At 64.9% G+C, this 23,450-nt stretch carries 32 protein-coding genes; 23 read left to right on the top strand and 9 right to left on the bottom strand.

Features of this window, described 5'->3' with window-relative positions:
* The 8 genes from RGUI_RS04440 to RGUI_RS04405 all read left to right on the top strand — a co-directional run bounded on the left by RGUI_RS04440 (position 1) and on the right by RGUI_RS04405 (position 6,771).
* Positions 1 to 828, top strand: coding sequence for a DUF2059 domain-containing protein (locus RGUI_RS04440; RefSeq protein ID WP_081531942.1), 828 nt, complete (start codon positions 1 to 3; stop codon positions 826 to 828).
* A gap of 186 nt (positions 829 to 1,014) precedes the next feature.
* Entirely contained in the window at positions 1,015 to 1,671 is a 657-nt protein-coding gene (locus RGUI_RS04435) for a 50S ribosomal protein L21 (protein ID WP_081531941.1), read from the top strand.
* A gap of 18 nt (positions 1,672 to 1,689) precedes the next feature.
* Entirely contained in the window at positions 1,690 to 1,959 is a 270-nt protein-coding gene (rpmA, locus tag RGUI_RS04430) for a 50S ribosomal protein L27 (RefSeq protein ID WP_081531940.1), read from the top strand.
* Positions 1,960 to 2,299: 340 nt separating this feature from the next.
* A complete protein-coding gene (locus tag RGUI_RS04425; protein WP_081531939.1) occupies positions 2,300 to 2,839 on the top strand; it encodes a GNAT family N-acetyltransferase in 540 nt (179 codons plus the stop codon).
* Positions 2,840 to 2,842: 3 nt separating this feature from the next.
* Positions 2,843 to 3,391 (top strand): GNAT family N-acetyltransferase, encoded by a 549-nt coding sequence (locus RGUI_RS04420; RefSeq protein ID WP_081531938.1) that lies wholly within the window; start codon positions 2,843 to 2,845, stop codon positions 3,389 to 3,391.
* Positions 3,378 to 4,415 (top strand): GTPase ObgE, encoded by a 1,038-nt coding sequence (gene obgE / locus RGUI_RS04415; RefSeq protein ID WP_081531937.1) that lies wholly within the window; start codon positions 3,378 to 3,380, stop codon positions 4,413 to 4,415. Before RGUI_RS04420 ends, obgE begins: the two co-directional genes overlap by 14 nt.
* On the top strand, positions 4,403 to 5,509 hold the full coding sequence (proB, locus tag RGUI_RS04410; RefSeq protein ID WP_081531936.1) for a glutamate 5-kinase: 1,107 nt from the start codon (positions 4,403 to 4,405) through the stop codon (positions 5,507 to 5,509). The genes obgE and proB overlap by 13 nt, the downstream gene beginning before the upstream one ends.
* Positions 5,506 to 6,771 carry a glutamate-5-semialdehyde dehydrogenase gene (locus RGUI_RS04405; protein WP_081531935.1) on the top strand — a complete coding sequence of 422 codons (1,266 nt, stop codon included), beginning with the start codon at positions 5,506 to 5,508 and terminating at the stop codon, positions 6,769 to 6,771. Before proB ends, RGUI_RS04405 begins: the two co-directional genes overlap by 4 nt.
* Before the next feature lie 27 nt (positions 6,772 to 6,798).
* Here RGUI_RS04405 and RGUI_RS04400 read toward each other — a convergent pair whose 3' ends face one another.
* Entirely contained in the window at positions 6,799 to 7,404 is a 606-nt protein-coding gene (locus RGUI_RS04400; protein ID WP_081531934.1) for a histidine phosphotransferase family protein, read from the bottom strand.
* 32 nt (positions 7,405 to 7,436) lie between these two features.
* Here RGUI_RS04400 and RGUI_RS04395 point away from each other — a divergent pair, with 32 nt between their 5' ends.
* The 4 genes from RGUI_RS04395 to RGUI_RS04380 all read left to right on the top strand — a co-directional run bounded on the left by RGUI_RS04395 (position 7,437) and on the right by RGUI_RS04380 (position 10,215).
* Entirely contained in the window at positions 7,437 to 7,619 is a 183-nt protein-coding gene (locus RGUI_RS04395) for a DUF3553 domain-containing protein (protein WP_081531933.1), read from the top strand.
* Between the two features lie 155 nt (positions 7,620 to 7,774).
* Positions 7,775 to 8,551: a GNAT family N-acetyltransferase gene (locus tag RGUI_RS04390; RefSeq protein WP_081531932.1), complete on the top strand. Its 777-nt coding sequence runs from the start codon at positions 7,775 to 7,777 to the stop codon at positions 8,549 to 8,551.
* 29 nt (positions 8,552 to 8,580) lie between these two features.
* Complete coding sequence (locus RGUI_RS04385) at positions 8,581 to 9,396, top strand: 1-acyl-sn-glycerol-3-phosphate acyltransferase (protein ID WP_081535966.1); 816 nt, start codon at positions 8,581 to 8,583, stop codon at positions 9,394 to 9,396.
* A gap of 129 nt (positions 9,397 to 9,525) precedes the next feature.
* Complete coding sequence (locus tag RGUI_RS04380; protein WP_081531931.1) at positions 9,526 to 10,215, top strand: hypothetical protein; 690 nt, start codon at positions 9,526 to 9,528, stop codon at positions 10,213 to 10,215.
* 16 nt (positions 10,216 to 10,231) lie between these two features.
* Here RGUI_RS04380 and RGUI_RS04375 read toward each other — a convergent pair whose 3' ends face one another.
* Positions 10,232 to 10,852, bottom strand: a complete 621-nt coding sequence (locus RGUI_RS04375) for a thiamine phosphate synthase (protein WP_081531930.1) — start codon at positions 10,850 to 10,852, stop codon at positions 10,232 to 10,234.
* Positions 10,853 to 10,969: 117 nt separating this feature from the next.
* On the opposite strand from RGUI_RS04375, the gene RGUI_RS04370 reads away from it, so the two are divergent.
* The 7 genes from RGUI_RS04370 to RGUI_RS21090 all read left to right on the top strand — a co-directional run bounded on the left by RGUI_RS04370 (position 10,970) and on the right by RGUI_RS21090 (position 15,585).
* Complete coding sequence (locus RGUI_RS04370) at positions 10,970 to 11,707, top strand: RNA methyltransferase (RefSeq protein WP_081531929.1); 738 nt, start codon at positions 10,970 to 10,972, stop codon at positions 11,705 to 11,707.
* Between the two features lie 222 nt (positions 11,708 to 11,929).
* Complete coding sequence (locus RGUI_RS04365; RefSeq protein WP_081531928.1) at positions 11,930 to 13,012, top strand: heme A synthase; 1,083 nt, start codon at positions 11,930 to 11,932, stop codon at positions 13,010 to 13,012.
* A gap of 4 nt (positions 13,013 to 13,016) precedes the next feature.
* Positions 13,017 to 14,495, top strand: coding sequence for a carboxypeptidase M32 (locus RGUI_RS04360; protein WP_081531927.1), 1,479 nt, complete (start codon positions 13,017 to 13,019; stop codon positions 14,493 to 14,495).
* A 49-nt stretch (positions 14,496 to 14,544) separates the two neighbouring features.
* A complete protein-coding gene (locus tag RGUI_RS04355; protein WP_081531926.1) occupies positions 14,545 to 14,802 on the top strand; it encodes a hypothetical protein in 258 nt (85 codons plus the stop codon).
* Positions 14,803 to 15,117: 315 nt separating this feature from the next.
* On the top strand, positions 15,118 to 15,252 hold the full coding sequence (locus RGUI_RS22350) for a hypothetical protein (RefSeq protein WP_256387876.1): 135 nt from the start codon (positions 15,118 to 15,120) through the stop codon (positions 15,250 to 15,252).
* 30 nt (positions 15,253 to 15,282) lie between these two features.
* Positions 15,283 to 15,417, top strand: coding sequence for a hypothetical protein (locus RGUI_RS22345; protein WP_256387875.1), 135 nt, complete (start codon positions 15,283 to 15,285; stop codon positions 15,415 to 15,417).
* 27 nt (positions 15,418 to 15,444) lie between these two features.
* Complete coding sequence (locus RGUI_RS21090) at positions 15,445 to 15,585, top strand: hypothetical protein (protein ID WP_156882863.1); 141 nt, start codon at positions 15,445 to 15,447, stop codon at positions 15,583 to 15,585.
* A 48-nt stretch (positions 15,586 to 15,633) separates the two neighbouring features.
* Here the strand turns inward: RGUI_RS21090 and RGUI_RS04350 are convergent, their stop codons facing one another.
* Positions 15,634 to 16,422, bottom strand: coding sequence for an enoyl-CoA hydratase (locus RGUI_RS04350; RefSeq protein ID WP_081531925.1), 789 nt, complete (start codon positions 16,420 to 16,422; stop codon positions 15,634 to 15,636).
* A 59-nt stretch (positions 16,423 to 16,481) separates the two neighbouring features.
* Between RGUI_RS04350 and RGUI_RS04345 the strand changes: the two genes are divergently transcribed.
* Positions 16,482 to 16,901 (top strand): PaaI family thioesterase, encoded by a 420-nt coding sequence (locus RGUI_RS04345; protein ID WP_081531924.1) that lies wholly within the window; start codon positions 16,482 to 16,484, stop codon positions 16,899 to 16,901.
* Positions 16,902 to 16,938: 37 nt separating this feature from the next.
* On the opposite strand, the gene speE is transcribed toward RGUI_RS04345, so the two are convergent.
* Together speE and RGUI_RS04335 are read right to left on the bottom strand one after the other, a co-directional pair.
* Positions 16,939 to 17,799, bottom strand: coding sequence for a polyamine aminopropyltransferase (gene speE, locus RGUI_RS04340; protein WP_081531923.1), 861 nt, complete (start codon positions 17,797 to 17,799; stop codon positions 16,939 to 16,941).
* Positions 17,800 to 17,852: 53 nt separating this feature from the next.
* Complete coding sequence (locus RGUI_RS04335) at positions 17,853 to 18,533, bottom strand: helix-turn-helix transcriptional regulator (protein ID WP_081535965.1); 681 nt, start codon at positions 18,531 to 18,533, stop codon at positions 17,853 to 17,855.
* A 119-nt stretch (positions 18,534 to 18,652) separates the two neighbouring features.
* Between RGUI_RS04335 and RGUI_RS04330 the strand changes: the two genes are divergently transcribed.
* Entirely contained in the window at positions 18,653 to 18,841 is a 189-nt protein-coding gene (locus RGUI_RS04330; protein ID WP_081531922.1) for a DUF1127 domain-containing protein, read from the top strand.
* Here RGUI_RS04330 and speD read toward each other — a convergent pair whose 3' ends face one another.
* The 3 genes from speD to RGUI_RS21085 all read right to left on the bottom strand — a co-directional run bounded on the left by speD (position 18,842) and on the right by RGUI_RS21085 (position 20,683).
* Positions 18,842 to 19,348, bottom strand: a complete 507-nt coding sequence (gene speD / locus RGUI_RS04325; RefSeq protein ID WP_081531921.1) for an adenosylmethionine decarboxylase — start codon at positions 19,346 to 19,348, stop codon at positions 18,842 to 18,844.
* 202 nt (positions 19,349 to 19,550) lie between these two features.
* Positions 19,551 to 20,390, bottom strand: a complete 840-nt coding sequence (locus RGUI_RS04320) for a VPLPA-CTERM sorting domain-containing protein (protein ID WP_081531920.1) — start codon at positions 20,388 to 20,390, stop codon at positions 19,551 to 19,553.
* Positions 20,391 to 20,461: 71 nt separating this feature from the next.
* Positions 20,462 to 20,683 (bottom strand): hypothetical protein, encoded by a 222-nt coding sequence (locus RGUI_RS21085; RefSeq protein ID WP_156882862.1) that lies wholly within the window; start codon positions 20,681 to 20,683, stop codon positions 20,462 to 20,464.
* Between the two features lie 163 nt (positions 20,684 to 20,846).
* Here RGUI_RS21085 and rplM point away from each other — a divergent pair, with 163 nt between their 5' ends.
* On the top strand, positions 20,847 to 21,311 hold the full coding sequence (gene rplM, locus RGUI_RS04315) for a 50S ribosomal protein L13 (protein ID WP_081531919.1): 465 nt from the start codon (positions 20,847 to 20,849) through the stop codon (positions 21,309 to 21,311).
* Positions 21,311 to 21,802 carry a 30S ribosomal protein S9 gene (rpsI, locus tag RGUI_RS04310; protein ID WP_081535964.1) on the top strand — a complete coding sequence of 164 codons (492 nt, stop codon included), beginning with the start codon at positions 21,311 to 21,313 and terminating at the stop codon, positions 21,800 to 21,802. Before rplM ends, rpsI begins: the two co-directional genes overlap by 1 nt.
* A 287-nt stretch (positions 21,803 to 22,089) precedes the next feature.
* Here the strand turns inward: rpsI and RGUI_RS04305 are convergent, their stop codons facing one another.
* Entirely contained in the window at positions 22,090 to 23,397 is a 1,308-nt protein-coding gene (locus RGUI_RS04305; RefSeq protein ID WP_081531918.1) for an HlyC/CorC family transporter, read from the bottom strand.
* Positions 23,398 to 23,450: the final 53 nt, after the last annotated feature.

Genomic DNA, 23,450 nt, shown 5'->3' with positions numbered 1-23,450 from the left:
ATGAAGCGTCTTTCCGTTCTGCCCGTCCTTCTTGTGCTGTTCTTGCTTTCTCCGGTTCGTGTCTTCGCGGCGCCGCAGGTCGATGCGCTTTTGCAGGCGATGGCTTTTGACGAACTGGTCGAGATCGTCCACGAGGAGGGGCTTGGCTATGGCGCGACCATCGAGGAGGAGCTTTTCCCCGGTCGCGGCGGGGCCCTGTGGAAAGAGGCCGTCGCGCGGGCCTATGACACCGACCGGATGGTGCGTATTCTGCGGGGCAGTCTGGCGGCGGAACTTGACGCGCGCGACCTTGACACGCTGACGGGGTTCTTCCGGTCCGATACCGGCGCGCGGATCATCCGCCTTGAACTGTCGGCTCGCCGCGCGCTGCTGTTGCCCGATGTGGAGGCCGCAAGCCGTGCGCGGCTGGAAGCGATGCAAAGCAACGGAAACCCGCGGCTTGCGCTTTTGGACAGGTTCGAGGCCGCCAACGGCTTGGTCGAGGCCAATGTGGTCAGTGCGCTGAACGCCAACTTTGCCTTCTATACCGGCCTGTCCCGCGGGGGCGCCTTCGACGGCGATTTCACCGAGGAAGACATGCTGATCGACGTGGCCAGCCAGGCGCCCGAGATCCGGGACGAGATGCAGACATGGCTGTTCGCCTATCTCGCCATGGCCTATGATCCGCTGCCCGACAGCGCCCTTGAAAGCTATATCGCGCTGTCGCAGACCGATGCCGGGCAGGCGCTGAACACGGCCCTTTTCGCGGGCTTCGATCTGGTCTTTACCGATATCTCGCGCGAACTGGGCATGGCTGCGGCGCTTTTCCTCGCGGGGGAGGATATCTGACCGCCGCAAGGCTTGACTTGTCGCGGAAAATCGAACATACGCACGTCTCCGGCCCGGGCGGACGCTTCGGGCCATTGTTGTTGATGCCGTCCCTTGCGGGGCGCGCTGTCCGAAGGCGCAGATGCCATGAACGCCGCCAGTCAGGCGGGGCCGAAGGACGCGGAAGAGAGAAAAGGAAGAAGGCCCATGTTCGCGGTCCTCAAAACCGGTGGCAAGCAGTACAAGGTCCAGTCGGGCGACGTGCTGCGCGTCGAAAAGCTGGCCGCCGATGCCGGTGAAACGGTGCAATTCAACGAGATTCTGATGATCGGGTCCCAGGTCGGCATGCCGACCGTCGCCGGTGCGGCCGTCCAGGCCGAGGTGATCGACCAGATCAAGGGTGACAAGGTCATCCACTACGTCAAGCGTCGCCGCAAGCACAGCTCGCAGCGCCGCAAGGGCCACCGCCAGCAACTGACGCTGCTGCGCGTGACCGACCTGCTGGAAACCGGCGGCGACAAGACCGGCGTGAAGGCCGCCATCGGTGCGGGCAGCGTTTCGGGTGCCGCTGTTGCGGCGGCCGCCCCGAAAGCAGCCGCGCCCAAGGCCGCGGCGCCGACGGCAGAGCCCAAGTCCGAAGCCCCTGCGGCGGCTGCGGCCCCGGCTGGCGACGACCTGAAAAAGCTGACCGGTGTCGGCCCCGCGATGGAGAAGAAGATGCACGAAGTGGGCATCAAGAGCTTCGCCCAAATCGCAGGCTGGACGCCGGAGCAGGTCATCGCCATGGACAACCGGTTGGGCCTGAAGGGCAAGATCGAGAAAGAGGGCTGGGTCGAGCAAGCCAAGACCCTGGCCAAAGGCTAAGCGAGAGGAGACGACGATATGGCACACAAGAAGGCAGGCGGCTCCTCGCGTAACGGTCGCGACTCCGCCGGACGCCGTCTGGGCGTGAAAATCTACGGTGGCCAGCAGGTCATCCCGGGCAACATCATCGTGCGTCAGCGCGGCACCAAGTTCTGGCCGGGCGAAGGCGTGGACATGGGCAAGGATCACACGATCTTCGCCGTCTGCGAAGGCGCGGTGAGCTTCCGAAAGGGGCTCAAGGGCCGCACGTTCATTTCGGTTCTCCCGGTGGCGGAGGCCGCTGAGTAAGCCGACACCGCGCAAGGCGAGACGAGACAAGGCGGGGGATCGGCAGACAGCCGGTCCCTCGTTTCGTTAAAAGGGACAAGGCCATGTGGGCCATGGGGATTGTTTTTAAAGGGGAAACACCCGGTGTCCTGATGGGGCGAATTTCGCCCTCGCGCTTGCGCAAGATCATACCGGCGGCCATCTGGAATGCTATTCTGGTTTGGGGTTGGGCGTGCATTTCGCCCGTGGTTTTGACCGGTGGATTGCAGAAAACGACGCGCGTGCCTGTCCGGAGGGGGAACAGGTCCGGCGCAGACCAGCAGGCATATGCCCCGGTCAGTCGGTTCGGAGGAGGAACGGTATGAAGATTGACACCATTTCAAGTCAGCCCGTCATCGAGGCCGAGCGTTTTGTGCTTCGGCCGGTACGCCGATCCGACGCCGGTCTGCTGAACCTTTATGCCGGGGATTTGCGCGTGGCCCGGTTCACGCGTTCGATCCCCCATCCGCTGCCGCCCGGCGCGACCGAGGCCTTTATCGAACGTGCCCGCAATCCCGCGCGGTCCGAGGATGTGTGGGTCATGGACGGCGCCGATCATGGCCTGTCGGAGGTCTTGGGCACAATCGCGCTGGACCGGATGGAACGGGATCAGTCCGAGATCGGCTATTGGGTCGCGCCGGCCTTCTGGAACACGGGCATCGCGTCAGAGGCGGTGAATGCCCTTCTGGCCGCCAATCCGCAGAACGCCAACACGGTCTTTGCCGAGGTCTTTCAGGACAATCCCGGATCCGCCCGGGTGCTGACCAATGCCGGTTTCGAGTATATCGGCGATGCCGAGGCGTTCTCGGTTGCGCGCAACGCGCAGGTTGGCACCTGGACCTATCTGAAGAAACTCGGCTGAGTCATGGCCGGGGCGGACGAGTTCCGGGTGCAGACGCCGCGCCTGATCCTCCGCCCCTTCGATCCCGGTGATATTACCGATCTTGTGCGGATCGGGCGCGACCCGCGGGTGGCGCCGATGATGGGGTCGATCCCGCTGGATTGGAGTGACGATGCCGCCCGGAACTGGGTGGCGCGCTGGCCCTATCGCGGCACGGTCGGGTTCCGGGTGGCGCTTCAGCACCGGGACGGCCCGCTGATCGGTGCGGCCGGGCTGGTCGGGGCGCCGGTCTCCCTGAACTACTTCCTCGATCCGGCGATGTGGGGGCAGGGGCTGGCGACGGAGGCCGCGCGGGGTCTTCTGGCCGGGGCATTCGCCCGGTTTTCCGGTCTGGACATCGTCGTCGCGGACCATTTCGCAGACAATCCCGCCTCTGGCCGCGTGCTGGAGAAACTGGGGTTTGTCCGGATGGGCACAGGCGCGGGTCGGTCTCTGGCCCGGCTTGAGCCCGCGCCCAAGATCCAGTATCGCCTGATGCGCAGAACCTTCGAGGCTTCCCATGAAATTTCTTGACCTCGCAAAGGTCCAAATCCGGTCCGGTGCCGGCGGCAATGGCTGTATCAGCTTCCGCCGGGAAAAATATATCGAGTTCGGCGGCCCCGACGGGGGCGATGGCGGGCGCGGCGGCGATGTCTGGGCCGAGGCGGTCGAGGGGCTGAACACCCTGATCGATTTCCGCTATCAGCAACATTTCTTCGCCAAGAACGGCAAGAACGGGCAGGGCAGCCAGAAGACGGGCGCCAGCGGCGACGACATCGTCCTGCGCGTGCCCGTGGGCACCGAGATCCTTGAGGAAGACGAGGAAACGGTGATCGCCGACATGACCGAACTTGGCCAGCGGGTGCTGCTGGCTCGGGGCGGCAATGGCGGCTTTGGCAACCTGCATTTCAAGACCTCCACCAACCAGGCACCGCGCCATGCCAACCCCGGCCAACCGGGGGTGGAGCGCGAGATCTGGCTGCGGCTGAAACTGATCGCCGATGCGGGGCTGTTGGGTCTGCCGAATGCGGGCAAGTCGACCTTCCTTGCCGCGACGTCGAACGCCCGGCCCAAGATCGCGGATTACCCGTTTACCACGCTGCACCCCAATCTGGGCGTCGTGGGCGTGGACGGTGTGGAATTCGTGATTGCCGACATTCCCGGCCTGATCGAGGGCGCGCATGAGGGGCGCGGCATCGGCGACCGGTTTCTGGGCCATGTCGAACGCTGCGCCGTGCTGCTGCATCTGGTCGATGCGACCTCCGACAGCGTGGCCGAGGACTATCATACCATCATCCATGAGCTAGAGGCCTATGGCGGCCATCTGGCCGACAAGCCGCGGGTAACCGTGCTGAACAAGATCGACGCGCTGGATGACGAAGAGCGGGCCGAAAAGAAGGCGGAGCTGGAGGCAGAGGTCGGCCGGCCCGTGTTGTGCATGTCCGGTGTTTCCCGCGAAGGCGTGACCGAGGTCTTGCGCGCGCTGCGGGCCGAGATCGACGAGGATCGCCTGCGCCACAAATCCGCGGGCGTGGAGGTAGAGCCTTGGCGTCCCTGACCAACGCGACACGGATCGTCATCAAGATCGGCTCGGCCCTGCTGGTGGATCGTGCAACCGGCGCGCTGCGGGCCGACTGGCTGCGCGCTCTGGCCGAGGATGTCGCGATGCTGAAGGCGAGGGGGACCGATGTGGTTCTGGTCTCCTCCGGTTCCATCGCGCTGGGGCGGGCGGCGTTGAAATTGCCGGCCGGGGCGCTGCCATTGGAACAGGCGCAGGCCGCGGCGGCGGTGGGGCAAATCCGGCTGGCCCGCGCCTATGAGGACACGCTTGCCCCCCACGGAATCACCACCGCGCAGGTGCTGGTGACGCTGGAGGATTCCGCCGATCGGCGCCGGTATCTGAATTCCCGGGCCACGCTGGCGACGCTTCTGTCACTGGGCGTGGTGCCGATCGTGAACGAGAACGACACCATCGCCACCGACGAGATCCGCTTTGGCGACAATGACCGGCTGGCCGCGCAGGTGGCCGTGACCGTGGGCGCCGATGTGACCGTACTTCTGTCCGATGTCGACGGCTTCTACACGGCCAATCCCGCGCAGGACCCGACGGCCCACCGCTTTGACATGATCGAGGATATCACGCCGGAGATCGAGGCGATGGCGGGCGATGCCGGGTCTGGCCTGTCGAAGGGCGGCATGAAGACCAAGCTAATGGCTGCCAAGACCGCCACCGGCGCGGGTTGCGCGCTGGCGATCACCGAAGGCTCCCGCCTGCGCCCGGTGCAGGCGCTGGAACAGGGGGCGCCCGCGACGTGGTTCCGCCCCAAGGGCGACCCGCAGGCCGCGCGCAAACGCTGGATCGCATCGATGAAGCCGCAGGGGTTCGTTTCCATCGACGATGGCGCGATGGCGGCGCTCGGCAAGGGCAAGTCGCTGCTGCCCGCGGGCGTGACGAATGTCACCGGCGATTTCGGGCGCGGCGACCCGGTTGCGATCCTGGGACCCAATGGCGAGGGGCTGGGCAACGGGCTGTCGCGCTATACGGGGGCAGAGGCGCGGCTGATCCAGGGCTGCCGCTCGGGTGACATAGAGACAATTCTGGGCTATCCCGGTCGGGCTGCGCTCATCCACAGGGACGATATGGCGACATGAAGGATCTGAACGACATTCCCGCCGTCATGGCCGATCTGGGCCGCCGGGCCAAAGCCGCCGCTGCGGACCTGGCCTTCGCCCCGGCCGAGGCCAAGCAAAAGGCGTTGGAGGCCGCGGCCGATGCGGTGCTTGCCCGGCAGGCGGACATTCTGGACGCCAATGCCAAGGACATGGCGTTCGGCCGTGACAAGGGGCTGAGCCCGGCCATGCTCGACCGGCTGAAGCTGGACGAGGACCGGATCGCAGGCATCGTGCAGGGCTTGCGTACCGTGGCCGCCCAGACCGACCCGGTGGGGGAGGTGATGGCGGAGTGGGACATGCCCTCTGGCCTGCATATTCGCCGGGTGCGTACGCCGCTCGGCGTGATTGGCGTGATCTATGAAAGCCGCCCGAACGTGACGGCAGATGCCGGGGCGCTGTGCCTGAAGGCGGGCAATGCGGTGATCCTGCGCGGCGGGTCGGAAAGCTTCCACTCCTCCGGCGCGCTGCATGCGTGTTTGGTCGAGGGGTTGCGGGCGGCGGGGCTGCCGGAGGACGCGATCTTGCGCGTGCCCACCCGCGACCGGGCGGCGGTCAGCGAGATGTTGACCATGACCGACTTCATCGACGTCATCGTGCCCCGCGGTGGCAAGGGGCTGGTGGGCCTTGTGCAGCGCGAGGCGCGGGTTCCGGTCTTTGCCCATCTCGAAGGCATCGTGCATGTCTATGTCGACCGCGCGGCGGATGCGAAAAAGGCGCTGGATGTGGTGCTGAATGCCAAGACCCGGCGCACCGGTATCTGCGGTGCGGCCGAATGCCTGCTGATCCATGCGGACGTGGTGGACACCCTCGGCGCCGATCTGGTGGCCGCCTTGGTGGCGGCGGGCGTGCGGGTTCATGCGGATGAGACGCTGGCGAAACTGCCGGGCACGACGCCTGCGACCGCGGACGACTGGGGGCGGGAATATCTGGATATGGACATCGCCGCAAAGGTGGTGGCCGATATCGACGCGGCCATTGACCATGTCCGGACCTACGGCTCCGGCCATACCGACGCGATCATAACCGAGGACGACGCGGCCGCGGCGAGGTTCTTCGAACGGTTGGACAGCGCGATCCTGATGCGCAATGCCTCGACCCAGTTCGCCGATGGGGGCGAATTCGGGATGGGCGCCGAGATCGGGATCGCCACCGGCAAGCTGCATGCGCGCGGCCCCGTGGGGGCAACGCAACTGACCAGCTTCAAGTATCTTGTCGATGGTGACGGGACGACGCGGCCCTGACGGCCGCGTTTCCCGTTAGACGTTCTCTCAGATCGTCAGGTCAAGCCGCGTCTCGGTATGGCGCAGCTTGATATAGCGCCCGGCCTCGATCGCCGCGAGGGGTAGAAGCGCGAACTGCACCTCTGCTGCACGCAGCTCGTCCGCGGGGGACCTGCGCTCCGTCAGCGGGTGCCAGAGCCGGTCTTCGAGCGTCATCTTCGGCCCTTCCGCGGACAGGGTGACCTCCCCCGGCTGGAAGGTCAGCGCGATGCGGCCGCCCCGTGGAAAGGCGGTTTCGGCGCACAGAACGGCAAGCAGCGCGATCTTGGCATCCATGCGGGGCAAACCCGAAGGCGGGTCTGCCGTCACGGTCAGCCGGCCGCCGCCATAGTAGTTGGCAAGGATGTCGCAAACCTCCCGCCCGGCCACCTCTGCCTCGGGGGGTGCGGCGCCGAAGGCCAGGCGGAACAGCCGGATACGGGCATTCGCCCGCTCTACGCTGTCCGTGATCAGCGCCAGTTCCTCGGTCGGGGCGCCGCCGGGGGCGGCGCTTGTGGACATCGCCAAAAGCTCCATCCCGTTGCCGATGGCCCCGATCGGGCTAATTAGATCGTGACAGATACGAGAGCCGACAAGGGCGGTGAGGTCAGTCATTTTGGGCTTCCCCTACGGCGGAAAGGAACGCAATGCATCCGATTAACGATATTCTGGAGCCCGGCATGCTGGTGCGCAATCCCGAACACCCCGATTGGGGGCTGGGACAGGTGCAATCGGTCATCGACGGGCGGATCACCGTCAATTTCCGCGATGCGGGCAAGGTGGTCATAAACGGTGGGCGGGTGGAGCTCATGCCGGTATTCGAGTCCTGAGGGTCTAAGGCTGGCGCCCAAGCTGCATCAACATCGTTAACGCCGGCTTAATGCCGCTTGTGCCCGTGTCAGGGTAGCACAGTTGCACTCATGCGCCGGGCACCATAGAAGGCACCGATGCCGTAACGGAAACGGCGCGGGAGCCAGACATCTAAATGCAACCGCCAGAAGAGCATTTCCAGCTTCGCTTGGCCGCGTCGGACGACGATTTGCGCGCTGCGCAGCGACTGCGCTACGAGGTCTTCGTAGCCGAACTGGGTGGCGACGGTCCGCTTGTCGACCACGAGGCCCGGCTTGAGCGGGACGAATACGACCCCCATTACCAACATCTGTTGCTGATCGACACGCGTCGCGACGCGGCGGCGCTGGATCACGTGGTCGGGGTGTACCGGCTGTTGACCAGCGATGGCGCCGCGCGTCTGGGCAAGTTCTATTCCGAGGACGAATACGACCTGACCGCGCTGAAGGCGAGCGGCCGCAAGTTGCTGGAGCTTGGACGGTCCTGCGTTCATGCGGACTATCGCGGGGGCACCGCGCTTTATCACCTGTGGAACGGCCTTGCGGATTTCGTGCTGGACCACGGGGTGGAGGTTCTGTTCGGGGTGGCCAGTTTCCACGGCACCGATATCGACGACCTGGCCGAACCGCTGTCCTATCTGCACCAGAACTTCCTTGCGCCCGAGTCCATGCGCGTGCGCGTCCGGCCTGAGGTCTTTCAGACCATGGACCTGATCGCGCCCGAGACCATCGACCGCAAGCGCGCCATGCTGGCCATGCCCGCTCTGATCAAGGCCTATCTTCGCCTCGGCGGTTTCGTGGGAGAGGGTGCGTTTGTCGACCATGCCTTCAACACCACCGATGTGTGCCTGTTGATGGATACCGGCCGGATGAATGCCAAAAGCCGCGAGCGCTATATGCGGAGGCAGACGTGACCACCTGGCGCGGGGCGGAGCCCACCGACATGCCGGTGATCCGCGGTTGGGTCTGGGGGCGGGTTCTGTGGCGCGGGCTTGCGCTGGGGGTCGTGACCTTCGGATGTCTCGGGCTCTTGCTGCTGGTGCGACTGGTGGAGCGTCCGATCTTTGGCTGGCATCGGCCGGTCACGCCATTCATCACGCAATTTGTCTGCCGCATGGCCTTTGTCATTCTGGGCATGCGCTATTCGGTGCGCGGCCGGATGATGCGCGCCCGCGGCGCTGTGGTGGCCAATCACTCGTCCTGGCTGGACATCTTCGCGCTGAACGCCCGCAAACGGATCTACTTCGTCTCGAAGGCCGAGGTCGCCGACTGGCCCGGCATCGGCTGGCTAGCAAGGGCGACCGGCACGGTGTTCATCAACCGCGACCGGCGAGAGGCCAAGGCGCAGGCGAACCTGTTCGAAAAGCGGCTGAAGGCGAACCATAAGCTGCTGTTCTTTCCGGAGGGAACCTCGACCGACGGGCGGCGTATTTTGCCATTCAAGACAACGCTTTTCGCGGCGTTCTTCACGGATGAACTGAAGGACATTCTGCATATCCAACCGGTCACGGTGATCTATTCGGCGCCCGAAGGGCAAGACCCGGCCTTTTACGGCTGGTGGGGCGATATGGGGTTCGGTCCGCATCTGCTGAAGGTGTTGGCGGCGAAACCGCAGGGCGGTGTGGAACTGGTCTATCACCCGCCGTTGAAGGTGGCCGATTTCGCTGACCGCAAGGCCTTGGCGAAAGCCTGTGAGGCGTCGGTTCGGTCCGGGTTGCCGTCTGACCTTGCGATGGGCACGGGGGCTTTGCCAGTTTGACCGCGGTCGTCGTCTGAACGTTGATCGGCCGGGCTATGGGCGCTGACAGAGGTTCAGGCGTCACACCGTTGACGCGAATACCCGGCAGACTGTTGTAATAGACCGTGAGCCGAGGCTGGGCGTCGCGATATGGTTGCGTTCGACAAATCGAAACTGGCATGGGGCGGGGCCGCCGTCCTCCTTGCGGTATCGGTGGCGATGACTTTCATGAAGCCGCCAGCCGAGATCAGCGCGGTGCTTGCCGGGATCGCCCATGACCTGCGCCTATACTCCGGCGGGCTGCATGTCGCGGTGCCGGTGGTTCTGACGGCGGGCCTTGTTCTCGAACGCTTCAGGTCGCGGCTTCTTGCGGGCCTGATCGCCTATCTGGCGCTCTCTGCGGCTGTCGTTTCGGTCCTGTACGGTCTGCCGCCGAATACCCTGGTGTTCTCGGCGATCTTCCTGCTGGGCGCACGGGTGTTGCTATCGGGGCAAATCGCTTTCGATCTGACCGCGCTTGGACGCATCGACAAGGGCGTTGCGACCCTCGGGCTTCTCTTCGGCTTCTGGTACCTGCACTGGGTCGAGCCCCCGATCTTGCTGAACGCGGCTATCGTGTCGCCCTTGGGCGTCGTCAACTGCCCCACGCTGCTGATGATCTGCGGTCTGCTGTGTCTGGCGACGCCGCCGCGGCCAAGGCTTCTGACCTTTTTCGCAGCCTTTGCCACGCTGCATTTCGGCCTGTTCGGTATTTTCTTCCTCGGGGCCTATATCGATGTGGCGCTGGTGATCTGCGCCCTGTTCCTCATCTGGCGGGAATGGCAGACGGCGCGCATCTAGGCATCACCCCTGCGTGTCACTCCATCGCGGCGATCAGCCGTCCAAGCGCTGCTGCGGCGTCCTCCTCACCCCAAATCTCCTCTCCAATGGCGAAGAAATCGGTGACGGGGGTAAGCTCTGCGATGATGCCAGCATCCAGCGCGCCTTCGGCGACGACGGGCAATTCGATCATTTCCGACCACCAGGCGAACAGGTCATGCTCTGCCCGCGTCCCGTCTCCCAGTGCGCTCGATCCCACCGGGCCGAAGGCGATGTAGTCGGCGCCAGCCTCTCCCGCGGTTATCCCGTCATGGCGAGAGGCCGCGCAGAACGCCCCGATGATTGCATCGGCACCCAGCGCCTTGCGGGTCTTGCGGACGTTACGCGAGCCGTCCGCCAGGTGGACCCCGTCCAGCCCAAGCCGTTCGACCAGCCCGACATGCGTCTCGATCACCAGCGGCACGTCGCGGGCATGGGCAACCTCGCGCAGGGTGTCTGCGGCGCGGGCCACGCTGTCTTCGTCCTTCGTGGCCATCGACAGGCGCAAGCACGCGATTTCATGGGCATCCAGCACGGCGGCCAGCCGGTCGGGAAAGGTGTCGAGGTCGAAGGCAGGGGGCGTGACCAGATAGATTTGCGGGCGCTCGGGATCGGCCATTCTTGGGCTCCTTCTTGACGTGCGGTCGCTATAGCGGGGTTTGGCGGGCTTGGCTACGGGTTGAACCACGCGCGGCGCCCGCGTATCACGCGCCCCGTTCCCTAGGAAAGGCACCCCATGATCGCGCAGCCCGTCTTTGTCCTCGTCCGGCCCCAGATGGGGGAGAATATCGGGGCGGCCGCGCGCGCCATGTACAATTTCGGGCTGGAGCGGATGCGGCTGGTCGACCCGCGCGATGGCTGGCCCAACCCGCGGGCCGTTGCACTGGCCTCGGGCGCCGGGCGTCTGCTGGATCAGGCGGGGATCACGCAGACGACGGCCGAGGCCGTGGCCGACTGCGACCATGTCTTTGCCACCACGGCGCGGGGCCGCGGCCTGACCAAGCCCATCGTCACCCCCGAACGCGCGATGGAACAGGCGCGAGAGATGATCGGGCAGGGGCGCCGGGTGGCGGTGCTGTTCGGGCCGGAGCGGGCGGGGCTGGAAAACGACGATATCGCCCGGGCAAATGCGATCATCTCGATCCCCGTGAACCCGGAGTTCGCGTCGCTGAACCTTGGGCAGTCGGTCCTGTTGACCGCCTATGAATGGCGCCGCCAGACGGTTGAGATCGTGCCAGAGCGGATGGAGATGGCCGGGGCCGATCCGGCCACGGCGCTGGAGGTCGAAAAACTGGCCGACCACTATGAGTCGCGGCTGGAGGAGGCGGGCTTCTTCTTCCCCGAGACCAAGGCGCCGGGGATGAAGCTGGCCCTGCGCAATGTCTGGAGCCGGATGCCCCTGACCCGCGCCGACGTCCAGATCTTCCACGGGATGATGCGGCAACTGACCCGGTGGTGGGATCGGGCGGACTAAGGGGCGGCCCGAAGTCTTGACCGCGAGGTATCGCTCGGGCCGGACAACCGATGCGCGGGGTCAAGGGGCGTTAGCCTTGGGCTGACCCAAGGCCCGTCGATGGAACGGTGATTCACGCCGCTCCGGCGTCCCCAGAACCATGCCCAAAGGCGGCACTTGTATGTCTTGCGGCCATGGGCCGCCGCGCCTAGTCTGCCCGCGAAAAAGCAAGGGGGCCGGTCCATGCGCAAGACCCGCGACACCAAGTCTCGCAACATTTTCGAAGAGGTGGCGACAGCGGCCCCCGAGGCCCGGCCGCTGGTCAAGCCCGGCGTGATCGATCGCAGCGCGCGGCAGGGCGCGCGTGGGCCTGTGCGGCTATGGCTGTTGGCGATCTTCCTGACGCTGGCGGTTATGGTCATTGCCGACGGGGTCGTGCGCGTGACGGGGATCGTTCCGGAACCGCCTGCGACGACGCAAGGGGCGGGTCTGTGGATGATCGGCGCGGCCCATGCCCAGACGGCGACGGCCCCGGTACAGGGCAGCGGTTGGTGGGGCTGGGGTCGATGGGCCCTGACGGGGCTGGCCGGTCTGACATGGCTGGGCGGCTATCTGGCCTTCCTGATTTCCAAGAAGATGCCCAAGGGCTGGGCCGGGCGGCTGATCTGGCCGGGGGCGCTGATCCTCGGCCTCGTTGGGTCGTCCATCGGGCTGCCCTATCTGCCGGAACCGTTCGGCGGCAGCGGGTTGCGGAGCATGGTGCAATCCGGTCTTGGCTTTGCGACTCTGGGCGTGCTGGCGTGGTTCATGTTCAAGCTGGGCCGGCCCGAGGCCGACCTGATCCAGGCGCGCCGGGCCCGCGACGGCAAGGCATTCGGCATGGCGACGGGGATGATGCACTTTGCCTTTCTGCAGATCCTTTTCGGTGCGCTTCTGGGCGGGCTGGATGCCGGGCGGGGCTTTACCGACTGGCCGCTGATGGGCGGGGGCGTGTTCCCGCAAGGCATGTTCGCGACCAATATGCTCGACAATCCGGGGCTTGTGCAGTTCATCCATCGGCTGCTGGGCTATCTGCTGCTGATCTTCGGGATCGTGGCGTGGCTGCGGGGGCGGCGATCGGTTCACAAATCCGTCCGCTGGGCGTTCCACTGGATGGCGGTGATGCTGTTCGGGCAGATCGTCCTTGGCGTCGGCACCGTTCTTTATGCCGCGCAATGGCATATCGCGCTGACCCACCAGATCGGTGCCGTGCTGCTGTGGGGGCTGATCCTGCGGGCACGGTTCCTGTCGCAATATCCGGTTCAGCAATCCACCATCCGGGGGTAAGCCCATGACCGCCTATACCGACTTGATGGCATTCCAGCGGGAGACCGAGGCCCTGGCCCAAGTGGCCGGACAGCTCGGCTGGGACCAGGAAACCATGATGCCCAAGGGGGCCGCCGCCCAGCGGGCGGAGGAGATGGGCGCGATCGAGGGCGTGCTGCACCGCCGCCGCACCGATCCCCGCATCGGGGACTGGCTGGCCGCCATTGACGACGCGGCGTTGGACGATGTCGGCCGGGCGCAACTGCGCCATATCCGCCGGTCCTACGCCCGCGCGACGCGCCTGCCGGAAACGTTGTCGGCAGAGATCGCCCGCGTGACCAGCCGGGCGCAAGGCATCTGGGCCGAGGCGCGGGCCGGCAATGACGTGGCCCATTTCCTGCCGGTGCTTCGGGACGTGGTGCGCCTGAAGCGGGAGGAAGCCGCGGCGCTGGCGGATGGGGGCGATCTGTACGACGCGCTGCTGGATGACTACGAACCGGGCGCGACGGCGGCGGACATCGCCGCGATGTTCGACCGGATGCGGGCCCGTCTGGTGGCCCTGCGCGAACGGATCATGGGCGCAGAACGCACGCCTGCCGGGTTGACGGGCACTTTCGCCACCGACGGCCAGATGGCGATTTCCCACGAGGTGGCGAGCCATTTCGGATATGACTGGCGGCACGGGCGGCTGGATCTTTCGGTGCATCCCTTCACCTCGGGCGCGGGGACGGATGTGCGCATCACCACCCGCGTCGATGAAAGGGAACCGCTGGGCTGTCTCTACTCCACCCTGCACGAGGTTGGCCACGGCGCCTATGAACAGGGTATTGATCCGGCCTATGCGCTGACCCCCCTTGGCACCGGCGTGTCGATGGGCGTTCACGAAAGCCAGAGCCGCATCTACGAGAACCAGCTTGGCCGCTCCCGCGCGTTCTGTGGCTGGCTCTATGGGCGGATGAGGGAGGTGTTTGGCGCGGCAGGCGCGGCGGATGCCGACGCCTTTTACGCGGCAGTGAACCGGGTGTATTCGGGTTACATCCGGACCGAGGCGGACGAGGTGCACTACAACCTGCACATCATGCTGCGCTTCGATCTGGAGCGGGAGCTGATCGCCGGGCGGCTGGAGGTCGACGATCTGGAAGCCGCGTGGAACGAAAGGTTCAAGGCCGATTTCGGCGTGGCAGTGGACATTCCCGCCAACGGCGTGTTGCAGGATGTGCACTGGTCGGTTGGCCTGTTCGGCTATTTCCCGACCTACACTTTGGGCAATGTCTATGCCGGATGTCTCTATGTGGCCCTGCGCGAGGCGGTGCCGACCCTTGATGCCGATCTGGCACGAGGGCATGCGGAACCGGCCACCACATGGCTGCGCGACAACCTTCAGCGGCATGGGGGGCTGTTCGAGCCCGCCGAGGTCATCGAACGGGCGTGCGGTTTTGCCCCGCATGAAGGGCCGCTGCTGGACTATCTCGACGCGAAGTTCGAAGCGCTTTACGGGCTGTGAGGCGCGATCGCGCTGGAACCGTTCCAGATCGGCTGTTACAAAGTCGGTCATGACGCGGAATGACCAGATCTTGCGCGAGATATGGAAACGGGCCCGGCGGGTGGCCTTTGCCATCCTCGCCGGGTTCTGGCGCCGTCACTCGGCCGAGGATATCGAGACGCGCATTTCCCGACGCCCCGACAAGGAACAGACGGCCATCGTGATCGCCGTGCTGGCCGGGCTGTTCCTGACCAGCCTCCTGTTCGCGCATTTCGGGCTGATCGGCATGCTGGTCTTTCTGTTGCTGGTCGTTCTGATCATCCACTGAAACCGAAGACGGTCGGGAAACGGCCAGCTTGGCACTGCTGCGGCGGGCCTGTGGCCGTTGGTCAGCGTCCGGTTCTTGGTCGAAAGCGGGGCCGAATTCCTGCGCGTTCAGGCGAGGTGGAGCCAGACTTGAGGCCGCTCACATTCGTTTGAACTGGGCGAGAGAATGGCAATTTTGTGCCGTATTTCAGGGCCTTGGGCATCGTGTGCATCCGTATGCATTTGAATACGCAGGTTTTTTCCGATGCCCGGTGATCCGGTCAGGAATGGGGCGCGTATCCCTTGCATAACAACCAAACAGGAAAGGGAACTCACAATGGAAATGTTCATCCTGACGTTCGGCTCGCTCGGCTTCGCTCTGGCCTTTGCCTACATCAACCTGCGCCAGACCGAGCAGAAGCTTGAAGAAACGCGCAAGCGCCGCGAGCAGCGTACCGCCGCCGCCCAGTAACCCGACCACCCCAACGTAAGGAGACGAGATATGGAAATGTTCATCCTGACCTTCGGTTCGCTCGGCTTCGCGCTGGCCTTTGCCTACATCAACCTGCGCCAGACCGAACAGAAGCTGGAAGAGTCGCGCAAGCGGCGTGAGACCGGCACCGTCCCGGCACAGTAACCCGACATCGACCAACGGAGACGAGAAATGGATCTGATTGCGCCCCTGATGCTTGGAACGGTCGGCTTTCTGTCGGCATTCACCTACATCAACATGGTTCAGACCGGTGATCGGTCTGGTGCGAGCCAGAAGCGGCGTGATCGTCGTGGCTCCGTGGGTGCCGACTGACCGGATGCACCGATCAGGGCCGGGCACGATGCCCGGCCCCGATGCGATCTACGCTTGCCAGTCGGGTTTGCGCTTTTCGATGAAGGCGGAAATACCCTCGTCGGTATCGCGCATCATCATGTTTTCCACCATTACAGCGCCCGCATGGGCATAGGCCGCGTCGATATCCATCGCGATCTGCTCGTAGAAGGTACGCTTGCCGATCCGAACGGCGGTGTTCAACTTCTCGGCCAGCGTTTTGGCCAGGGCCGCGGTCTCACTTTCCAGCATGTCATGGGGCACGGCGCGATTGATCAGGCCCAGCGCCTCGGCCCTTCCCGTTTCGATGAACTGGCCGGTGGTCAGCATCTCGAACGCGTGCTTGCGCGGCACGTTGCGGGTCAGCGCGACCATGGGGGTCGAACAGAAAAGCCCGATATTCACACCGTTGACGCCAAAGCGCGTTCCCTCTGCCGCAATCGCCAGGTCGCATGACGCGACAAGCTGGCAGCCCGCGGCGGTGGCAATGCCGTGGGGCGCGGCGATGACCGGTTGGGGCAGGCGCGTAATACCCGTCATCACCTTCGCACACCGGGCGAAAAGATCGGCGAAATAGGCGCGCCCGCCATCCTCTGCCTGACGACCGGCCTGCATTTCTTTCAGGTCATGGCCCGCGCAAAACACCTTGCCGGCGCCTTTCAGGATGACGACGCGGGTGTCGCGGTCTTCCGACAGGGCATCGATCTGGGCCTGCAGCGCGGCCAGCATTGCATCGGACAGAGCGTTCAGTCGCGAAGGCGCGTTCAGCGTCAGTGTGGCGATGCCGTCTTCGTCGTTGCGTAACAGGATGTCGCTCATCTTGTGTCTCCTCCCCTTTGCGGCGCAGACTACGCGGCAAAGGGAGCAGGGGGAAGGGTATGCAGCCGGTGATGGACAAGGCGGCGCTGGAAGAATTTCTGGCGCGCGAATTTCCGCAGGTGACGGGCGATTTCAGTGTTGAGGACGTGGCGCCGATGCAGGTGCGGGTCAGGATGCCCGTGGCGGAACGGCACCTGCGGCCCGGCGGCACGGTCTCGGGCCCGTCGATGTTCGCGCTGGCCGATGTGGGGATCTATCTGGCGGTGCTGGCGATGATCGGGCCGAAGGCGCTGGCGGTCACTACGAATTGCTCCATCGATTTCATGCGCAAACCCGCGGCGGGGCGGGATATGCTGTGCGAGGCGCGGTTGCTGAAGCTGGGGCGCGTGCTGGCGGTGGGCGACGCGCTGTTGTTTTCCGAGGGGATGGAGGGCGCGGTGGCGCGGGCCGGGCTTACCTATTCGATCCCACCGCGATAGAGAAGGCGGCGGCCCGCCCCCTCTCCGCTGGTCCGGCTCAGGGCATCAGCCGCTCGACATAGCCGGGGAGGGCGAAGGCGCCCTTGTGGACTGCTGGTGTGTAATAGTCGGTTTCGAGCCCGGCAGCGGTATAGCGTTGCCGAAGAGTGTCGACATCCACGCTCCGCCCGTCGCCATCGGTGCCCCAGCCAAAGGCCATCGGGCCGCCCGCATAGGTGGGCACGGTTGCCAGATAGCACCCCCAGTCGGAAAACAGCGCCTTGAACGCGCGCAGCGTGTTGGTCAACTCGTCCCCCTGCATGAAGGGCACACCGTTCTGGGTGACGAGAATACCGCCGGGCGTCAACGCGCGCTTCGCATGGCCATAGAACGTGTCGGTGAACAGGACCTCGCCCGGGCCGATGGGATCGGTGGAATCCACGATGATGACGTCGAACTTGTCCTCGGTCGTTTTCATGAACGCCGCGCCATCGTCGATCACGAGGGTAAGGCGCGGATCGCCGAAGGCGCCCGCGCTGAGCATCGGGAGATATTGTTTGGAGAACTCGACCACGCCCGCGTCGATCTCCACCATGGTCACATGCGCGATGCCGTGGTGGCGCAACACTTCGCGCGCCATGCCGCCGTCGCCCCCGCCGATGATCAGGACGCGCCTTGCCGCGCCGTGGGCGAGGATCGGAACATGGGTCAGCATCTCGTGATAGATGAAATTGTCGGCCTCGGTGGTTTGCACGACACCGTCAAGCGTCAGTACCCGCCCGAAGCGCGGGTTGGTGAAGACGCGCAGGCGCTGATGGTCGGTTTCGTTGTCATACAGAACCTCGGATTCTTCCAACGCCTGGCCCCAGCCGTTGTGCAGGCGCTCCACCGTCCATCCGGGCATCGTGTCATCGGTCATCTCGGGTCTCCTTGGAAGTCAATCGGCACGGTCGGTCCGTTGCCGGCATTTGGTCAAAGCGGAAAGGCCGCGGCAAGGGCTCCTTCGCCCTTTTGGGTGATGGCAAGGTGGCGCCCGGTGTCGGCCCGGCGCAGCCAGCCGCCGTCAAGGCCGTGGGACAGGAGCGCCGCGCCAAGCGCCCCGGCAAGGTGGGAACGTCGTTCGCTCCAGTCCAGGCAGACCCGGCAAAGCGGGCGGCGTGCGGCCTCATACGGGGCGAGGTCGATCCCCAGCCCGGCCACGAAATCATGGCCCGCAGCGGTCAGCGCCACGTCTTCGCGCGCGACGGTCAGGAACCCGCGGTCGGCCATGCTGTCGAAGATCTGTACGGCGCGGGCCCCCGCCATGTGGTCATAGCAGACGCGCGCCTCTCTAAGGGCGGCATCGCGCGGGCCGGGGCGGGTGCGCAAATGTCCCCGTGCGGCGGCCAGCCCGGCAAGCGCCTCCAGCGTCCGGGCGACCTCGTCATCGGCCAGTGCGAAATAGCGGTGCCGGCCCTGTTTGCGCGCCCACAAAAGCCCTGCCTCGGCCAATTGCGACAGGTGGCCCGAGGCGGTGGCCGGGCTGACCCCGGCCTCGGCGGCAAGTTCGCCCGCCGTCAGCGCCTGCCCCGACAGAAGCGCCGACAGGATCGAGGCACGGGCCGGATCGCCGATAAGCGCGGCGATGCGCGTGATGTCAGGGCCATCTTTCATGGGCAGACCGTCAGGAAGTGGCGGCCGCAGGTCAAGGGCCGACATTTCGGCCCGGGCCGAAACATCGCCGTCCCGCAGCGTGGCAGGGTGCCGGTGTCACAGAGAAAAGGACCCACCCGATGGACGATCTGACCATTCCCCACGCCGCATCCTGCGCGATCCGTTGGGGGAACATGTTCCGCCGCTGGTGGCGCAACGCCCGGACACGCGGTCAGCTTGCGCGGATGTCGACGCACACCCTGAACGATATCGGGCTGACACAAGAAGCCGCGCGGCGGGAGGCCGCGCGCCCCTTCTGGTCGGGGTGATCAGGCGGCCTGTTCTTCGCTGACCAGACCGTCGCCGCGCAGCAGTTCCTTCACCCGGACGTCCTGCGTGTGGAAGGCGGCCTTCAGCACGTCCACCGCGCGCCAGGGATCGGCATCGCCGCACATGAACACGTCGAACGCGCCATAGCCGATCTCGGGCCACGTATGGACCGAGATGTGGCTTTCGGCCAGCACGGCCACACCGCTGACGCCCTGGGGGCTGAACTTGTGCGTATGGATGTGCAGCAGCGTGGCGCCGCATTCGTCCACGCAATCGCGGAACGCGTTCTGGATGCGATCTTCGTCATCCAGACCGTGACCGTCCACCACCTCGATAATGAGATGGGTGCCGGCGAACACCCGGCCGTCGCGGCGGATGAAATGGTCATCGCGGTCTTCGTCGAAGACGTCACGTGTTTTCTGTGCAGCAACAAAGCTGCGGTGATCTTCCGCATGGGCGCCTGTCTCCAGACCGATCCCCAGTTGGAAGAGGTTGGCGTCAGTCATGGCGCGCCCCTTCTACCAGTAGATTGAATCCAGTCGGTCCCTTAGCGCCCCCCCGGGAGATCCGAAGTTGGGATCGGTTCCGATCGTGGAGCGCACCTAAGACCTATGGCCGAGTCGATCAAGAGATTTCCACGCCCCGCGTTACGATTCCTTTAGCGCGGGTCCCGACCGTTGCCGGTCGGGACCAATTTTCGGGATAATTTTACACAACAGGGTCGATTGCACCGGGGCGGCGGCGACGCATCAGGCCCAAGGCCGCCAGACCGGCCGGCAGGAACGCCAGCGACGCCGGCAGCGGCACGGCATTCGTCGCGGCCACCGGTTCACCGAAGATGAAGTCGTCCATCACGATCGAATCGAAGCCTTCGATGCCGGCATTGATGCGCACGCGGGCGACTTCGGCATCGGTAAACGTCACGCCGAGGAAGGACAGCGACGCGTTGCTGCCGGACAGGACGTTCTGCTCGTACAGCAGGGTGTCGTCGATGTCATAGAAGGACATCGTCGCGCCGGTATTCGATTCCACGTCCGTGAACACCACGCCAAGGCCGCGTGTCACCGCTTGGGTCACCTGGTCGGCCGGATCGAAGAAAACCACGTCGAAGACGGTGTCCCCGACCGGCGTGAACAGCCGTTCGGCGCTGAAGAAGGTGAAACCTGCGGGGAAGCCGAACTCCACCGGCTCGCCCGACGCCGCGGTTGAGGACAGCTGGAAGCCGGTCGTGTTACCAGCCGCGCGAAATTCGATGCCTCGGGCGCGCGGCGCGACATTTGCGTTGAAGAAGTCACCGGGAAACGCGTTGGGGTCCGAAACCGCGTCCGGCGCGGCGTCCCAGTTGATCTGGCGGCGGCCGTTGGCGTCCCCATTGACCGGATCATTGCTGTTCAGTGTGCCGAGCGCCGCGCGAAACGCATCCACGGTCGGCGTGAGGGCTGCGGCCGTGTCCTCATTGGCCGAAAAGACGTTGAGGACACCGGCGTTCGCGGCCAGCGGGGACATCAGCACCATCGCGGCGGCGAGCCCGTATTTGAACTGTTTCATAGAGTCTGTCCTTTTCTATCAACATTTTCCGGCGGTCATTCTTGACCGTCGGTTGCCAATCCGGGCCCAAATCACCCCATTGACAAAGGATAGTCGAAAGGTGGGCGCACTTGGTTCAAATTTTTCTGGTTCAAGGTTCTGGCGACTTCTCGTGCCATGAACGGCATCGACCTCTGGCGCCCTGCGGGCAAAGGCCGGCGCCGTTCTTGCAGCCGGCATGCAAAGGCCTGCGTCTGGCCGCCGCCGATCTTGGCCAAAGGATCGTTCGGCACCCGTGACACGCGCGATTTCATGGGGTTTTATGATACCGTATTTTCAAGTCATTGAAATACATTCGATAAAATGGACAGATGGCCCTTGACTGGATGCGCGAAATCCTTAGAACTCCGCCATCCCGAATGGGGCAGGGCCTGTGCCCGCGCACCCAAGGACAAACTCAGCCGATAGGGCAGACCCATGAAAACCTTCACCGCTACCCCGGCGGATATCGAGAAGAAATGGATCGTGATCGACGCCGAGGGCGTTGTTCTCGGTCGTCTCGCCTCGATCGTCGCCATGCGCCTGCGCGGCAAGCACAAGCCGTCCTTCACGCCCCATATGGACATGGGCGACAACGTGATCGTCATCAACGCCGACAAGGTGCAGATGACCGGCAACAAGCGCGCCGACAAGAAATACTACTGGCACACCGGCCATCCCGGCGGGATCAAGCACCGCACCGCGGGCCAGATCCTGGAAGGCGCGCATCCCGAACGTGTCGTGACCGCCGCGGTCAAGCGCATGCTGCCGGGCAACCGCCTGAGCCGCAAGCAGATGACCAACCTGCGTGTCTATGCAGGGGCCGAGCACCCGCACGAGGCGCAGAACCCCGAAGTGCTGGACGTGAAGTCCATGAACAAGAAGAACACCCGGAGCGCATGATGGTTGAAGAAGTCAAATCCCTCGACCAGTTGAACGAGGTCGTCTCCGGCGAGGCCGCCGTCGTGACCGAGGTCGAAACCCCGCGCGAGCCCGTTCGTGACAGCCTTGGCCGGTCTTACGCCACCGGCAAGCGGAAGGACGCGGTCGCCCGTGTCTGGATCAAGCCCGGCTCTGGCAAGGTCACGGTGAACGGCAAGGAACTGAACACGTATTTTGCGCGCCCGGTGCTGCAGATGATCCTGCGCCAGCCGTTCCAGGTGGCCGGTGTCGTCGACCAGTTCGACGTCATGGCGACGGTCAAGGGCGGCGGGCTGTCCGGTCAGGCCGGTGCCGTGAAGCACGGGATTTCCAAGGCGCTGCAACTTTACGACCCGACGCTTCGCGGGCCGCTGAAGGCCGCGGGCTTCCTGACCCGCGACAGCCGCGTGGTGGAACGCAAGAAATTCGGCCGCCGCAAGGCCCGCCGGAGCTTCCAGTTCTCCAAGCGCTGAGGCGTCGGACAAGGATTACAGGGGCCGTGCATCTGCGCGGCCCTTCGTGTTTTCAGAAGCTTGCGGGCCTGCATTGCGACAAGCATCCACCTCGCGGCCCGGAAGGTCGGGGGATTGGTCAACCGCAGCACCACGGTCAAAGCGGTTCCGCCCATTTCAGGATAAGTCACGCCGCGCATCCGTTGGGCCGCTACGCCTCATACCGTCGCGTGCGGCTTTCAGCACCGCCCGGACCGCCGCCTTTTCACGATGAAACGATTGGGCGGAAGGGGGTGTGGCGATGCCTCTTACAACGGGCGAATCTTCAACCGGGTGATCCGGTTTGCTTGCCGCTGGGTGACCTCGAACCGGAAGCCGTGGAAGGAAAACACCTGCCCCTGGTTGGGGATCGTCTGGGCCTCGTGGATCACAAGCCCGGCGATGGTGTTGGCTTCCTCGTCCGGCAGGTTCCAGTCCATGGCGCGGTTGAAGTCGCGGATCGTCATGGCGCCATCGACCAGCACGCTGCCATCTTCCGCCCGGCGGACCGGGTTCTCGGCGTCGACGTCGAATTCGTCGGTGATCTCGCCCACGATTTCCTCAAGGATATCTTCCAGCGTGATCAGCCCGCGCAGCGCGCCGTATTCGTCCACGACCAGTGCGAAATGGGTGTGGCGGCGCAGGAACTCCCGCATCTGGTCGTCCAGCGTGGTCGTCTCGGGCACGAAATAGGGTTTCATCGCGACGTCGAGGACCTTGAACTCCTTCAACCGCTCGGGGCAGGCATCGGGGCCCCGCACCAGCCGGTCCATCGCGCGCAGCAGGTCCTTGGCATGGATCACGCCGACGATGTTTTCGGGGTCGTCCTTGTAGATCGGCAGCCGGGTGTGAGAGCTTTCCAGACATTGCGACAGGACCGCCTCGGGCGGGTCGTCGGCATTGACCATCTCGATGTTGGAGCGGTGGCGCATGATCTCCTCCACCGCCCGCTCGCCAAGATCCAGCGCGCCGAGGATCCGGTCGCGGTCTTCCTTGTGGACGACGCCTTCGGCATGGCCGATCTGAAGGGCGCCGGCGATTTCCTCTCGCACGGCGAGGATATGACTGTCGGGGTCGGTCTTGACGCCGAAGACGGCAAGGATCTGGCGCACCAGTGCCCGGATCGCGCCCACCACCGGAGAAAACACAAGGATCAACAGACGGATCACCGGAGACACCCGCGCCGCGGCAAGTTCGGCATTGGTGATGGCATAGGTCTTGGGCAGGACCTCGGCGAAGATCAGCACGAGGAAGGTCATCACCAGCGTGGCCAGCGCCACACCGGATTCCCCGAAGATCCGCGTGAACATCGCCGTGGCCAGCGACGTCGCGAGGATATTGACGAGGTTGTTGCCCAGCAGAACCGACCCGATCAGGCGTTCGTTATCCTCGGTGATCTTCAGCGCGGTTTCGGCCCCCTTTTCACCCTTGTCCGCACGGGCGCGCAGCTTGCCGCGAGACGCCGCGGTCAGGGCGGTCTCGGACCCCGAGAAAAAGGCTGACATGAGAAGAAGGCCGAGAATGGCGGCGGCGGTTGCGAAAAAGGCCGCGTCAAGCAGCGAGGCAAGGCTGTCCATCGGGAACTCTGATATGGATGTCAGTGCAAGTTATGGGGGCGTCGCGCCGCGAT

Origin of the sequence: Rhodovulum sp. P5 (genome assembly GCF_002079305.1) — a bacterium.
In the GTDB taxonomy this organism is placed as follows: Bacteria; Pseudomonadota; Alphaproteobacteria; order Rhodobacterales; family Rhodobacteraceae; genus Rhodovulum.
Note: the sequence above shows the minus strand (reverse complement) of the source record. Positions and strands in the feature narration are given on the sequence as shown.

Bases quoted from the DNA above. Each gene is read 5' to 3' on its own strand.
- RGUI_RS04425 (WP_081531939.1), top strand. From the start codon at position 2,300: ATGAAGATTGACACCATTTCAAGTCAGCCCGTCATCGAGGCCGAGCGT.
- RGUI_RS04400 (WP_081531934.1), bottom strand. From the start codon at position 7,404: ATGACTGACCTCACCGCCCTTGTCGGCTCTCGTATCTGTCACGATCTA.
- speD (WP_081531921.1), bottom strand. From the start codon at position 19,348: ATGACTGACGCCAACCTCTTCCAACTGGGGATCGGTCTGGAGACAGGC.
- RGUI_RS04440 (WP_081531942.1), top strand. From the start codon at position 1: ATGAAGCGTCTTTCCGTTCTGCCCGTCCTTCTTGTGCTGTTCTTGCTT.
- rpmA (WP_081531940.1), top strand. From the start codon at position 1,690: ATGGCACACAAGAAGGCAGGCGGCTCCTCGCGTAACGGTCGCGACTCC.
- RGUI_RS04395 (WP_081531933.1), top strand. From the start codon at position 7,437: ATGCATCCGATTAACGATATTCTGGAGCCCGGCATGCTGGTGCGCAAT.
- RGUI_RS04335 (WP_081535965.1), bottom strand. From the start codon at position 18,533: ATGAAAGATGGCCCTGACATCACGCGCATCGCCGCGCTTATCGGCGAT.
- RGUI_RS04305 (WP_081531918.1), bottom strand. From the start codon at position 23,397: ATGGACAGCCTTGCCTCGCTGCTTGACGCGGCCTTTTTCGCAACCGCC.
- RGUI_RS04370 (WP_081531929.1), top strand. From the start codon at position 10,970: ATGATCGCGCAGCCCGTCTTTGTCCTCGTCCGGCCCCAGATGGGGGAG.
- RGUI_RS22345 (WP_256387875.1), top strand. From the start codon at position 15,283: ATGGAAATGTTCATCCTGACCTTCGGTTCGCTCGGCTTCGCGCTGGCC.
- RGUI_RS04385 (WP_081535966.1), top strand. From the start codon at position 8,581: ATGCCGGTGATCCGCGGTTGGGTCTGGGGGCGGGTTCTGTGGCGCGGG.
- RGUI_RS04435 (WP_081531941.1), top strand. From the start codon at position 1,015: ATGTTCGCGGTCCTCAAAACCGGTGGCAAGCAGTACAAGGTCCAGTCG.
- RGUI_RS21085 (WP_156882862.1), bottom strand. From the start codon at position 20,683: ATGAAATCGCGCGTGTCACGGGTGCCGAACGATCCTTTGGCCAAGATC.
- RGUI_RS04320 (WP_081531920.1), bottom strand. From the start codon at position 20,390: ATGAAACAGTTCAAATACGGGCTCGCCGCCGCGATGGTGCTGATGTCC.
- RGUI_RS04360 (WP_081531927.1), top strand. From the start codon at position 13,017: ATGACCGCCTATACCGACTTGATGGCATTCCAGCGGGAGACCGAGGCC.
- speE (WP_081531923.1), bottom strand. From the start codon at position 17,799: ATGACCGATGACACGATGCCCGGATGGACGGTGGAGCGCCTGCACAAC.
- RGUI_RS04365 (WP_081531928.1), top strand. From the start codon at position 11,930: ATGCGCAAGACCCGCGACACCAAGTCTCGCAACATTTTCGAAGAGGTG.
- rpsI (WP_081535964.1), top strand. From the start codon at position 21,311: ATGGTTGAAGAAGTCAAATCCCTCGACCAGTTGAACGAGGTCGTCTCC.
- RGUI_RS04390 (WP_081531932.1), top strand. From the start codon at position 7,775: ATGCAACCGCCAGAAGAGCATTTCCAGCTTCGCTTGGCCGCGTCGGAC.
- rplM (WP_081531919.1), top strand. From the start codon at position 20,847: ATGAAAACCTTCACCGCTACCCCGGCGGATATCGAGAAGAAATGGATC.
- RGUI_RS04330 (WP_081531922.1), top strand. From the start codon at position 18,653: ATGGACGATCTGACCATTCCCCACGCCGCATCCTGCGCGATCCGTTGG.
- RGUI_RS04405 (WP_081531935.1), top strand. From the start codon at position 5,506: ATGAAGGATCTGAACGACATTCCCGCCGTCATGGCCGATCTGGGCCGC.
- RGUI_RS04380 (WP_081531931.1), top strand. From the start codon at position 9,526: ATGGTTGCGTTCGACAAATCGAAACTGGCATGGGGCGGGGCCGCCGTC.
- RGUI_RS04375 (WP_081531930.1), bottom strand. From the start codon at position 10,852: ATGGCCGATCCCGAGCGCCCGCAAATCTATCTGGTCACGCCCCCTGCC.
- RGUI_RS21090 (WP_156882863.1), top strand. From the start codon at position 15,445: ATGGATCTGATTGCGCCCCTGATGCTTGGAACGGTCGGCTTTCTGTCG.
- RGUI_RS22350 (WP_256387876.1), top strand. From the start codon at position 15,118: ATGGAAATGTTCATCCTGACGTTCGGCTCGCTCGGCTTCGCTCTGGCC.
- RGUI_RS04345 (WP_081531924.1), top strand. From the start codon at position 16,482: ATGCAGCCGGTGATGGACAAGGCGGCGCTGGAAGAATTTCTGGCGCGC.
- RGUI_RS04355 (WP_081531926.1), top strand. From the start codon at position 14,545: ATGACGCGGAATGACCAGATCTTGCGCGAGATATGGAAACGGGCCCGG.
- RGUI_RS04420 (WP_081531938.1), top strand. From the start codon at position 2,843: ATGGCCGGGGCGGACGAGTTCCGGGTGCAGACGCCGCGCCTGATCCTC.
- RGUI_RS04350 (WP_081531925.1), bottom strand. From the start codon at position 16,422: ATGAGCGACATCCTGTTACGCAACGACGAAGACGGCATCGCCACACTG.
- obgE (WP_081531937.1), top strand. From the start codon at position 3,378: ATGAAATTTCTTGACCTCGCAAAGGTCCAAATCCGGTCCGGTGCCGGC.